This window comes from Pseudomonas sp. D47 (assembly GCF_045447305.1).
Classification (GTDB): Bacteria; Pseudomonadota; Gammaproteobacteria; order Pseudomonadales; family Pseudomonadaceae; genus Aquipseudomonas.
In genome coordinates this window covers 66,704-78,076 of the sequence record NZ_JBJGXU010000027.1, presented here as the reverse complement: position 1 = coordinate 78,076, position 11,373 = coordinate 66,704, and the positions used below count along the sequence as shown (strand labels likewise).

Annotated in this window: 13 protein-coding genes and 1 tRNA gene; 1 reads left to right on the top strand and 13 read right to left on the bottom strand. The window is 56.1% G+C overall.

Features of this window, described 5'->3' with window-relative positions; all coding sequences use genetic code 11:
* On the top strand, positions 1 to 244 hold a 244-nt coding region (locus ACI77I_RS18600; RefSeq protein ID WP_406998133.1), incomplete at its 5' end, for a hypothetical protein.
* Positions 245 to 421: 177 nt separating this feature from the next.
* Here the strand turns inward: ACI77I_RS18600 and sctL are convergent.
* The 13 genes from sctL to ACI77I_RS18535 all read right to left on the bottom strand — a co-directional run bounded on the left by sctL (position 422) and on the right by ACI77I_RS18535 (position 11,278).
* Positions 422 to 1,027, bottom strand: a complete 606-nt coding sequence (sctL, locus tag ACI77I_RS18595) for a type III secretion system stator protein SctL (RefSeq protein WP_242154265.1) — start codon at positions 1,025 to 1,027, stop codon at positions 422 to 424.
* Entirely contained in the window at positions 1,005 to 1,586 is a 582-nt protein-coding gene (locus ACI77I_RS18590) for a type III secretion protein (protein ID WP_094948889.1), read from the bottom strand. The genes sctL and ACI77I_RS18590 overlap by 23 nt, the downstream gene beginning before the upstream one ends.
* On the bottom strand, positions 1,579 to 2,364 hold the full coding sequence (gene sctJ / locus ACI77I_RS18585; protein WP_094948890.1) for a type III secretion system inner membrane ring lipoprotein SctJ: 786 nt from the start codon (positions 2,362 to 2,364) through the stop codon (positions 1,579 to 1,581). Before sctJ ends, ACI77I_RS18590 begins: the two co-directional genes overlap by 8 nt.
* A gap of 4 nt (positions 2,365 to 2,368) precedes the next feature.
* A complete protein-coding gene (locus ACI77I_RS18580; protein ID WP_094948891.1) occupies positions 2,369 to 2,734 on the bottom strand; it encodes a hypothetical protein in 366 nt (121 codons plus the stop codon).
* A 405-nt stretch (positions 2,735 to 3,139) separates the two neighbouring features.
* On the bottom strand, positions 3,140 to 4,054 hold the full coding sequence (locus tag ACI77I_RS18575; protein WP_094948892.1) for a sigma 54-interacting transcriptional regulator: 915 nt from the start codon (positions 4,052 to 4,054) through the stop codon (positions 3,140 to 3,142).
* A 300-nt stretch (positions 4,055 to 4,354) separates the two neighbouring features.
* Entirely contained in the window at positions 4,355 to 5,455 is a 1,101-nt protein-coding gene (ychF, locus tag ACI77I_RS18570; RefSeq protein ID WP_094948893.1) for a redox-regulated ATPase YchF, read from the bottom strand.
* A 21-nt stretch (positions 5,456 to 5,476) separates the two neighbouring features.
* Positions 5,477 to 6,061, bottom strand: coding sequence for an aminoacyl-tRNA hydrolase (gene pth, locus ACI77I_RS18565; RefSeq protein ID WP_010213318.1), 585 nt, complete (start codon positions 6,059 to 6,061; stop codon positions 5,477 to 5,479).
* Between the two features lie 168 nt (positions 6,062 to 6,229).
* The gene (locus ACI77I_RS18560) at positions 6,230 to 6,829 is read right to left on the bottom strand and encodes a 50S ribosomal protein L25/general stress protein Ctc (protein ID WP_094948894.1); all 600 of its coding nucleotides are present in this window, start codon (positions 6,827 to 6,829) and stop codon (positions 6,230 to 6,232) included.
* 139 nt (positions 6,830 to 6,968) lie between these two features.
* Positions 6,969 to 7,910 carry a ribose-phosphate pyrophosphokinase gene (locus ACI77I_RS18555; RefSeq protein WP_003208392.1) on the bottom strand — a complete coding sequence of 314 codons (942 nt, stop codon included), beginning with the start codon at positions 7,908 to 7,910 and terminating at the stop codon, positions 6,969 to 6,971.
* Positions 7,911 to 7,956: 46 nt separating this feature from the next.
* Positions 7,957 to 8,031: transfer RNA gene (locus ACI77I_RS18550), tRNA-Gln, on the bottom strand.
* A 37-nt stretch (positions 8,032 to 8,068) separates the two neighbouring features.
* A complete protein-coding gene (ispE, locus tag ACI77I_RS18545; protein ID WP_406998136.1) occupies positions 8,069 to 8,872 on the bottom strand; it encodes a 4-(cytidine 5'-diphospho)-2-C-methyl-D-erythritol kinase in 804 nt (267 codons plus the stop codon).
* Between the two features lie 59 nt (positions 8,873 to 8,931).
* The gene (gene lolB / locus ACI77I_RS18540) at positions 8,932 to 9,549 is read right to left on the bottom strand and encodes a lipoprotein insertase outer membrane protein LolB (RefSeq protein ID WP_242154269.1); all 618 of its coding nucleotides are present in this window, start codon (positions 9,547 to 9,549) and stop codon (positions 8,932 to 8,934) included.
* 4 nt (positions 9,550 to 9,553) lie between these two features.
* Positions 9,554 to 11,278 (bottom strand): tetratricopeptide repeat protein, encoded by a 1,725-nt coding sequence (locus tag ACI77I_RS18535; RefSeq protein ID WP_094948896.1) that lies wholly within the window; start codon positions 11,276 to 11,278, stop codon positions 9,554 to 9,556.
* Between the last annotated feature and the right edge of the window lie 95 nt (positions 11,279 to 11,373).

The window sequence follows — 11,373 nt, the reverse complement described above, 5'->3', positions numbered from 1 at the left end:
TGGAGCCAAGGCAATGCTGACCTCATCGCCTGTTCAAACCGCAGAGTATTCTGCTCGCGGCTATTCAAACGCTCGGTCAGCTTTTGCTGGCCTGCCACTAGACGACATTGATACTCGACTTAATTGTTTCGTGCTTAAAGCTGAGGTAGGCCGAGCTCACGGCATAATTGTTAATAAGCTTGGCCTTTTCTTCATTCAGAAGCTCCAAGAACCTATTGGTGTCCTCGATCTCTCCGCTGTATGAACTATCGCTACCAATGCTTGCGATATCTTTTTCGGAGCGGGCTTGCTGCCTGTAGAAGCTATTGAGTACGCGAGTGTCACCATTCATCGCTTTACCTCCAGTGAGTTGTATCCCTGTGTGGCGCCAGATTGATGACCAGTTCCATCAACTGCCTGTTTTGTAAAAAAAGAAAAGCTTTTACCAAGAAAAGTTGTCACTTGATTTGGCCTGGGGTGGGATCGCCACCAGGTTGTCGAGGGCATGCGCCCAGTTGATGTGAAAGCCGCCATCTTCGGTCTCAAGCAACAGCGACTGTGCAGCACGCCCTTCTTCCACTCGAAGTGTCCATGGCACGCCACAGTGGAGGCTGAGCCATAGCTCGACATGTTCACGGTCCTGCGGGCTGCACATTAAGTGTGCCTCGACGGTCGGCAATTGCGCCTCCAACAGTTTATTGAGCAGTGCAGAGAGGCGTTGAGCGGGTACGGTGTCCTGCAAGAGGCTTCGGATGGCCGTGTTGATGACGCAGGTGGCGGCCTGTTCCAGGTTCTCGGCCATCGCCTGGCGTTCTGACTCCCAGCGCTGCAGTTGGGCATTGGCGAGTTGCCAGAACTCGTCACTGGCACTTTCAAGTATCGTCTCGCATTGCGCCTGGGCCTGGCTTATGAGTACCTGCGCCTGGGTTTCGGCGTGTTCAAGCAATTGCCGGGCCTGGGTGTAGTCAGAAAGCATTTCCCTGGGAATCAGGGCCGTCGGCAGATTATGGGCGAGGGGGTTCAGCTCAATCTTGTGGGCGCAAAACATGGTCGGACTTCTCGTTTGGGGCGTGTGGCGCGTCGCCGACTGCGGTAGAGGTTGCGCGCCAAATAGTGGCTTTCCACAGGGTATCCAACCGACCATGCGTGTCCGCCAATTCAGGATGCTGCTCCACCTCAAGCACCGTTGGTCGAGCAAAGCTCAAGCGTAGTCGGCGCCAGATTTCGGGGGAAACCCACGCGCGCAGAGCGTGCAAGGGGTCTTCGATGCCCACCGGTATTGAGCTAGGTGGCAGTGCCTTGGCCAGGCGCTGGCACCATAGCCGCTGATCTTGATTCAACCGGCTGTCGTGGCGCGCGTTGTACACCTCACTAACCAGTGTCAATACCAGGTCTCGTTGTTGGGCGCTGCTCAGTACCAGTTGGAGTAAGGCCGGCGACGTGGGAGGAGGAAGCTCGGGTTCGATGCCGAACAGGCTACTCACCCGGCTATGATGGCTGTATGAGAGCGCTGTGGTATCGACAAAGCCCGTTTGCGTTAGCCAGTCGATATGGGCGTTTTTCCATGGAAACGCCCACCATCTTATCCAGCTGAGATCTTCACTCATGAGCGTTTGCTATCGCCGGGGCGGGTGCGGGTGTAAGCGTTTTCCTGCGTCGCCAGAACATCCAGGCAATGCCTCCCAGCGGGAGGATAGCCAGGGGCGCTATGAAGCTGGCGCGCCAGAAGCCAAGGTCCTGCTCTGGCACCAGAAAAGGGCCGAGATAGGAAAGTTGTCGCTGCTCGGTGTAGGCCGCGGCGGGTACAAAGATGACGGTCAGTTTTGTGGTGTTGTCCAGGGCTGAGGCCATGCCCGGAATGCTGCTGGCCACCATCCTGCGCACGCGCGGGTTAATATTGTCCGGTTCCAGTCGCGGGTCGTGCTTGATGAATACCGAGGCGGAGGCCGGCTGTACCGGCTCACCTGGCGCTACGCGCTCAGGCAGTACCACGTGAACCCGCGCGACGATAACACCATCTATGTTTGACAGCGTCGATTCCAGTTCCTGGGACAGGGCGTAAATATAGCGTGCGCGCTCTTCCAGTGGCGTGGAGATGACACCTTCTTTGCGAAAGATATCCCCCAGTGTCGAGCGGGCTGTTCTGGGCAGCCCCGCGGCGTCCAGGGTACGGACAGCCCGACTGATGTCACTGGACTTGACGCGAACTGCGACGCCATCTTTTCCTGGAATCTTCTGGGCACGTATTTGCTTGTCTGCCAGTTCCGCGACGACTTCATTGGCTTCCTGCTCAGAAATATTGCGATGAAGTTCTACGCTGTCACCACAGCCAGACAGCATCAACACCGATGATAAGAGCACTAGGGTGGACAGATGACGGAGCATGCATCTAGCCCATGCTTGAAATTTTATCGATGCCTTTTGCGAGAGCGCTAATGACCTTGACACGTGACGTCAATTCAATGTGCGCTTCGGCGAGCAATTGGGGGAACTCATTTGCCTCCGTGGTCTTCTTGTTCTGACTCGCGTCCCGAAATGCTTTGGATACGCGTCTGGATAACGTAGCCGACTCGGTAGAACCCCATGAAAAAGAGGGTGATGCCATGGCGGGAACGATTCCTTTGCCGGAGTGTTCGGTCTGGCTCACTTGAGCGTTAAAAAAATTGATGTCAGACGTTCGGTTGATCGCGGCAGGCATTTCAGCCTGAGGGGTAATGTTTTCGTTTACAGCGAAACCTTTGTTGGTGATGTACATTGGAACCTCTATCGATTGTTACGCCTGCAATGACAGTGAAAACCTCCTCGGCCTGTCGAGCAGAGGAGGCTGGCATTTTTTAACCGAACCGGATCTTGCCACAACGAGCGGCCGCCGCAGTACACTTCTCATTTTCGATACCGCGCCTGGTCTCTTCTACGAGTTCTAGTCTTTTTTGGTTATCGAGTTGGTTAATTTGAGCTTGGGTTGATGAGGCGTTGCTGCCGGAGACTTGAGACATAGGCCACCTATTTGAGTGAGAAATAATGACTGTCAGCTATTGTTAGCTGCCTGTGGTGTAATGAGCAACTTGTAGGTTGCTCATTTGTTGTGTGGCCAAAGGAAGTGAAAGCGTTCCATATTCGTTGTGTTTTTTTCTCACCTCTCCAGAATGCTCGTTAGTTGTTATATTGCGAGTTGTTTCATGCGGTAGTAAAGAGTGCGCTTGGCGACCTTCAGCTCAATTGCCACGTTATCGACACAGTGGTCGTTACGTCGCAGCGACTCTTCAATCAGGGCTTTTTCAATTTGCTGCAGGCGAGCCTTCAGGCTCATTTCGCTGTCCTGTGGTTTGCCCTTGGGAGTTGAGAGCGCTGGCAGACCTAGCACAAACCGCTTGGCCGTCGAACGCAATTCGCGGATATTGCCCAGCCAGGAGTGGCACAGCAATTGTTGCAATAACCCACCAGGCGGGGTCGGGGCAGGGCATTTGAAGTGGTCGGCTTCTTGCTGGACCATCGTCAGGAACAGCGGAATGATCCTTTCTCGCTGGTCGCGCAGGGCTGGAAGCTCGAGGCTGACCACATTCAGACGAAAGTACAGGTCGCGCCTGAAGGTGCCCTGTTCGACCATTTGGTGCAGCGACTGCTGGGCTGATGCAATAACGCGCATGTCTACCGGGATGAAGCGCGTTGAGCCCAGGCGCTCGACGCCACGCGACTCTAGCACTCGCAGCAATTTGGCTTGCAGGTTCAAGGGCATGCTGTCGATCTCATCGAGGTACAGGGTGCCCAGATGAGCGGCTTCGACAAACCCGGCCCGCGACTGCATGGCCCCGGTAAAGGCGCCGCTGTTGACGCCGAACAATTGGCTTTCAGCGAGGCTTTCGGGGATGGCCGCACAGTTCACCGCAACGAAGTTACCTTTTCGCCTCGACAAGCGATGAACCCGTTGGGCCAGCGTATCTTTGCCTGTACCGGTCTCGCCGAGTAGCAGGATGTCAATATTGAGTGATGCGGTGCTGTTAAGCGTGCTTTCAATGTCTGAACCTTCAATGATTGAAAGGTCCGTTTCAATTTCCCTGGGGTAGGAGTCCGACATCAAGTAGGTGCTCCATTATCACTGTGTATTTGTCAGGAAGCGGTCAGCAGAACGAGATTATAGATTTTATATGCTAATTTTTAAGTAGGAACTTGCGCGGATGGTGTAGGAAAAGTTAGATAGGTTTAGGGTTTATCTTTCCCAGGTTTTAATGCGGATATGCTTGTAGGGTTAATAAGAAAAGTCTTAAAGAGTGAGATGTTTGGATATAAAAAGTACTGTTTTTTCTTAAGCAGTCGCCCACAAAAAAGCCGATGCAATGCATCGGCTTTTTGTTTGCGGTGAAACCGCGGGCGTTACTTACACGTTAAAACGGAAGTGCATCACGTCGCCATCTTTAACGATGTATTCCTTGCCTTCCAAGCGCCACTTACCGGCTTCCTTGGTACCGGCTTCACCCTTGTACTGGATGAAGTCGTTGTAGGCGATGACTTCGGCGCGGATAAAGCCTTTTTCGAAGTCGGTGTGGATCACGCCGGCAGCCTGTGGCGCGGTGGCGCCGACTTTGACGGTCCAGGCGCGGACTTCTTCGACACCGGCGGTGAAGTAAGTCTGCAGGTGCAGCATTTCGTAGCCGGCGCGGATCACGCGGTTCAAGCCAGGCTCTTCCAGGCCCAGGGCCTCGAGGAACATGTCTTTCTCTTCGCCGTCATCGAGCTCGGCAATTTCCGCTTCGATCTTGTTGCACACCGGCACCACGATCGCGCCTTCTTCCTCGGCGATGGCCCTGACCACGTCGAGCAATGGGTTGTTCTCGAAGCCGTCTTCAGCGACGTTGGCGATGTACATCACCGGCTTGGTGGTCAGCAGGTGGAAGCCTTTGATCACCGCTTTTTCGTCAGCGTTCATGCTCTTCATCAGGCTGCGCGCGGGCTTGCCTAAGGTGAAGTGAGCGATCAACTGCTCCAGCAGGCCTTTCTGAACCACTGCATCTTTGTCACCGCCTTTGGCGTTACGCGCGACTTTCTGCAACTGCTTTTCGCAGCTGTCGAGGTCGGCGAAGATCAGTTCCAGGTCGATGATCTCGATGTCGCGTTTCGGGTCGACGCTGTTGGAGACGTGAATCACGTTCTCGTCTTCAAAGCAGCGGACCACGTGAGCGATGGCATCGGTTTCACGGATGTTGGCCAGGAACTTGTTGCCCAGGCCTTCACCTTTCGACGCGCCGGCTACCAGGCCTGCGATATCGACGAATTCCATGGTGGTCGGCAGGATGCGCTTGGGATTGACGATGGCCGCCAGTTCCTGCAGGCGCGGGTCCGGCATGGCCACGATGCCGCTGTTGGGTTCGATGGTGCAGAAGGGGAAGTTCTCCGCCGCAATACCGGACTTGGTCAAGGCGTTGAACAGGGTGGATTTGCCGACGTTGGGCAGGCCGACGATGCCGCAATTGAATCCCATGGTGTTTCCCCTCGGTAAGAGTCAGGCCTTCTGGCTGTGCAGGTTTTTCATCGCACGGTTCCATTCACCGGCGAAGATATCCGGCAGCACGCCGAGGGCAAAGTCGATGCTGGCATCGAGTTTTTCCTGTTCGGCGCGTGGCGCACGACCCAGGACGAAATTTGAAACCATACTGGCAACGCCTGGGTGGCCAATGCCGAGCCGCAGGCGGTAAAAATTATTCTGATTACCCAACTGCGCGATGATGTCGCGCAGGCCATTGTGCCCGCCATGCCCGCCGCCGAGCTTGAGCTTGGCAACGCCGGGTGGCAGGTCCAGTTCGTCATGGGCCACCAGGATTTCTTCGGGTTTGATCCGGAAGAAGCCCGCAAGCGCCGCGACAGCCTGGCCGCTGCGGTTCATGTAGGTGGTGGGAATCAGCAGACGAACATCCTGACCCTGATGCGAAAAGCGCCCGGTCAGGCCAAAATACTTGCGATCGGCCACCAGGTTTACACCTTGGGCGTGGGCGATACGCTCAACAAAAAGGGCCCCCGCGTTATGCCGGGTCTGTTCGTATTCGGCGCCTGGATTTCCCAGGCCAACGATCAGTTTAATGGCGGTCACGACAGGGGCCCTTCCTTTGGAGTTGTGGATAACATCGCCGCGACCAACGTGCGGCGAAAGTGGACAACAAAAGATCATTTACTCAAGAGTAAACGCCGCGTTATCGCCCGCTTTCTCGCTACGTTTCGGTCCGCGATGTTTCCTCAAGCTCCGGCAGTACAGAGTGAATTACTCTGCAGCGCCTTCTTCAGCTTCTGGTGCAACGCGTGGAGCGTGAACGTTTGCAACAGCTTTGTCATCACCGTGAGCCAGTGCGACAAACTCAACGCCTTTAGGGGCTTTGAGGTCGGACAGGTGGATGATGTCGCCGATTTCAGCAGCCGACAGGTCGACTTCGATGAACTCAGGCAGGTCTTTCGGCAGGCAGGTCACTTCGATCTCGGCAACAACGTGCGAGATTTCGCCGCCTTTCTTGACCGGAGCAGCTTCGCCAACGAAGTGCACAGGCACGATAGCGGTCAGTTTCTGACCGGCTACTACGCGAACGAAGTCAGCGTGCAGCACGTGGCCTTTAGCTGGGTGACGTTGCAGTGCCTTGATGATGACGTTCTGCTTGGAGCCACCAACGTTCAGCTCGATGATGTGGCTGTAAGCCGCGTCGTTTTCGAGCAGTTTGGCAACTTCTTTAGCCAGCATGCTGATGGATTCAGGGGCTTTTTCGCCACCGTAAACTACAGCTGGAACCAGGCTTGCGAGACGACGCAGGCGGCGGCTCGCACCTTTCCCCAGGTCGGAACGCAGTTCAGCATTCAAAGTAAATTCGTTCATGTTGTATCTCCAAAATAACCACATTCGCCCCAGCGTTTGCGACCAGCGCTAAAGGCGATATGGGCAAAAAAGCCCCGCCCCAACAGTAGGTTGGGGCGGGGCGCTTTTCGTCAGTGGGATGTTTCGTAAGGTTTGACCCTTAACGGAACATCGCGCTGATCGATTCTTCGTTGCTGATGCGGCGAACCGCTTCGGCAACTACCGGTGCGATATCCAGTTGACGGATACGCGAACAGGCTTGAGCTGCTGCGGACAACGGGATGGTGTTAGTCACCACCAGTTCGTCCAGCATGGAGTTCTCGATGTTCTCGATCGCTCGGCCCGACAGCACAGGGTGTGTGCAGTAGGCGAAGACTTTTGCTGCACCGTGCTCTTTCAAGGCTTTAGCCGCGTGGCACAGGGTGCCGGCGGTGTCGACCATGTCATCAACCAGAATACAGGTACGCCCTTCGACATCACCGATGATATGCATCACTTCAGAGTGATTAGCTTTTTCACGGCGTTTGTCGATGATCCCGAGGTCCACGCCCAGGGATTTGGCAACAGCCCGTGCACGCACGACGCCACCAATGTCCGGGGACACGATCATCAGGTTTTCAAAGCGCTGGTCTTCAATGTCATCCACCAATACTGGGGAGCCGTAGATGTTATCTACCGGAATATCGAAGAACCCTTGGATTTGGTCAGCGTGCAGGTCAACCGTGAGAACACGGTCAATGCCTACCACGGTGAGCATGTCAGCCACGACTTTCGCGCTGATAGCTACACGTGCAGAACGCGGACGGCGATCCTGACGGGCATAACCAAAGTAGGGGATTACAGCTGTGATTCGAGTCGCTGAGGAGCGGCGGAAGGCATCAGCCATCACGACGAGTTCCATCAGGTTATCGTTGGTCGGAGCGCAAGTCGGCTGAATAATGAAAACGTCTTTACCGCGGACATTTTCATTGATCTCGGCTGTAATTTCGCCGTCGGAGAATTTACCGACAGAGATGTCACCGAGAGGGATATGCAGCTGACGTACGACACGTCGAGCCAGATCGGGGTTGGCGTTCCCCGTAAAGACCATCATCTTGGACACGCGCAGTACCTAGAGGCTGAGGGTAACCTGGATGAGTATTAGAAAATGGCAGGGGCGGCTGGATTCGAACCAACGCATGGCAGGATCAAAACCTGCTGCCTTACCGCTTGGCGACGCCCCTGTATTTGTTGCAACGAGTACCCAGTACTCGGTTCCTTTTAGAGCAGACTCTGCAGCTTGCGATGCAACATCGAAACGTTGCTTCCCTTTGCTACAAACCCTGTAAGGGTCTCTGTAAGAAGGGCCGTGACTTTATCAGCTTCAGCTTTGCTTGGGAAGCCCCCAAACACACAACTTCCAGTTCCGGTTAATTTTGATTCGGTAAATTTACCTAACAAATTCAAAGCGTTACGTACCTCTGGATAACGCCTTGCTACAACCGGTAAGCAGTCATTTCGACTGTTTCCCTTGGGAACGGGGCGCACTTTAATGGGAGGAGAGTTACGTGTCAACAGTGGATCTGAAAAAATTTCTGCTGTACTTACAGATACTTGCGGAACAAGCACGACATACCAAGGCTCTTCGGGGTATTCCGGGGTGAGTTTCTCGCCCACGCCCTCGGCAAAAGCTGCATGCCCACGCACGAAAACCGGGACGTCGGCGCCCAGTGTCAGGCCCAGTGTGGCCAGGCGATCGTGGTCCCAACCCAGCTGCCACAAATGGTTCAGACCGAGCAGCGTGGTCGCGGCATTTGAGCTGCCGCCACCGATGCCGCCACCCATGGGCAGGATTTTATCGATCCAGATGTTGATGCCGAGCGGGCAACCGGATTGCGCCTGAAGTTTTTTGGCGGCCCTCACAATCAGATTGCTGTCGTGGGGCACGCCTTCGAATTCGGTGTGCAACTGGATCACGCCATCATCGCGTACGGCGAAGGTCAGTTCATCGCCGTAGTCGAGAAATTGAAACAGTGTCTGCAACTCGTGATAGCCGTCTTCACGGCGACCCAGGATGTGCAGCATCAGATTGAGTTTGGCGGGGGAGGGCAGAGACAGCGTGCGAGTTTCTGAAAAAGACACGGTTATTGCCCCAGCTTGCGCGGTTGCCAGTCCTTGATCACCAGCGTGACATCAAGGTCGGTGCCGTGCAGCTTGATGCGTTCGGGCAGCCAATAACCGCTTTGTTGTACGTAGCTGAGGTACTCGACCTGCCAGCCATCCTGTTCAAGGGTGGCCAAACGGCTGTCGCCATTGAGGCTCAGGCGGCTTTTGCTGCCTGGCGCAGGCAACCCGCGAACCCACCACACCAAGTGCGAAACCGGCAGCTTCCAGCCCATCTGCTGTTCCAGCAATTCTTCCGGCGACGCCGCTTCATAGCGTCCCTGGTTGGCCACTTCCAGGCTCACTTGGCCCGGTCGGCCGGTCAGGCGCGCGGCGCCTCGGCCCAATGGGCCAGACAAGCGAATGTCGTAATAGTCCTGGCGTTGCAGCCAGAACAAGGTGCCGCTGCCGGAATCTTTCGGCGCGCGAACCCCGACCTTGCCTTCGATCTGCCAGCCGTCGATGCTGCTGAGCTGGTCCTTGTGCTGTTTCCATTGCGCCGGGGTGCCCTGGCCTTCAACGGATTCGCGGCTGCCTATGCCCGCGCAACCGGCGAGCAAGGCGATGAGGCTGAAAACAATAACGTGGCGCAAGAACATAAGCTTAAAGGGTCTCGGATCCGGTCAGGCGCTTGATGGTGCCGCGCAGGATGGGGCTTTCGGGTTGTTCCTTGAGGAATTTTTCCCAGATTTGTCGCGCTTCGCGCTGTTTGCCGTTGGCCCAGAGCACTTCACCCAAGTGGGCGGCCACTTCCTGGTCGGGAAAGCGTTCCAGTGCCTGGCGCAGCAAGCGTTCGGCTTCGTCCAGGTTGCCCAGGCGGTAATTCACCCAGCCCAGGCTGTCGAGCACCGCCGGGTCTTCCGGGTTGAGCTTGTGGGCTTGTTCGATCAGCACCTTGGCTTCGGCGTAACGCGTTGTACGGTCAGACAGGGTGTAGCCCAAGGCGTTCAGCGCCATGGCATTGTCCGGGTCGCGCTTGATGATCAGGCGCAGGTCTTTTTCCATCTGCGCCAGGTCATTGCGTTTTTCCGCCTGCATGGCGCGGGTGTACAGCAGGTTCAAATCATCGGGGTACTGCAGCAAGGCTTGTTGCAGCAGTTTCCAGGCGCGTTCGCCCTGTTTGTTGGCTGACAAGGTCTCAGCCTGGATCAGGTACAGCTGAATCGCGTAGTCCGGTTCGGCAGCGCGCGCAGCCGCCAGGCGTTTTTCCGCCTCGTCGGTGCGGCCATTGCTCATCAGGATGTCAGCTTGGCGCAATTGGGCCGGCAGGTAGTCATTGCCGGGGCCGACCTGGGCGTATTCAAGCAGGGCGGCCTGCGGGTCGTTGTGCTCTTCAGCGATACGACCGAGGTTCAGGTGGGCCGAATCCACATGGCTTTCGCGCTGGATCAGCTCTTCCAGATAACCCTTGGCCTCGTCCCAGGCCTTGGCCTCCAGGCACACCAGTGCCAGGGAATAGCGCAATTCATCGTCTTCCGGGTATTGCTGGACCAGGTTGGCGAACTGCACTTTGGCGTCTTCCATGCGGTCCTGCTCAACCAGCGTGCGCGCATACGTCAGGCGCAGGCGCTTATCGTCCGGATACTTCTTGATGCTTTTTTCCAGCAACGGAATCGCTTCCTTGCCGCGATTAAGGGTCTGCAGCAAGCGTGCGCGCAGCAAAATCGGCGCGATCTCGCCGTCGTCCGGTGGGTTCTGCTCCAACAGCTTCAATGCGGCGTCAGCTTCGTCATCCTGTTGCAGCAGCAACGCTTTGCCGAAAATCAGCTGGCTGTTCTTTGGGTGCTTTTGCAGCAGGCGGTCGAAACTCTTCATCAGGCCATTGCGCGTGTCCTGATCGGTGTCGGCGGCCGACAGCGCGAGGAAGTCGAAATGCGTGTCGCCCTTGCCCTGCAGGACTCTCTCCATATAAACCATGGAGTCGTCATAGCGCCCCGCGCGCGCCAGCTGAATGGCTGCGGCCCGCTGCGCTTCCAAGTCGTCCGGCGCGTTTTTCGCCCAGATCAGCGAGGTGTCCAGCGCTGCCTGGTCGGCGCCCAGGTATTCGGCGATGCGAAACGCGCGTTCCGAAATGCCCGGGTCCTGGGTATTGATGGCCTGGGTCACGTAGTTATCCAGGGCAATATCGAAACGATTGCGCTGGCCAGCGAGTTCCGCGGTCAGCAGGCTGTAGATCGTTTCTTCATTGAACGAGGAATAAACCTTGGGCTTTTCAGGGGCGGGGGTGCTGTCTTCAACCGGCGGCGTACCGTCCGGCGACACGGGTGCCAAGGCCTGGCAGCCGCTGAGGAAGACAAAAGCAAGGAGCAACGCGGAAGATCTATTCATATAGGAAGAGGACGACTAACCTGCGGTCGGATCATCATGACACAAGCCTTCGGCCAAACATAACCGAGTCTCAGTTGGCGCCTTTATAGGCATAA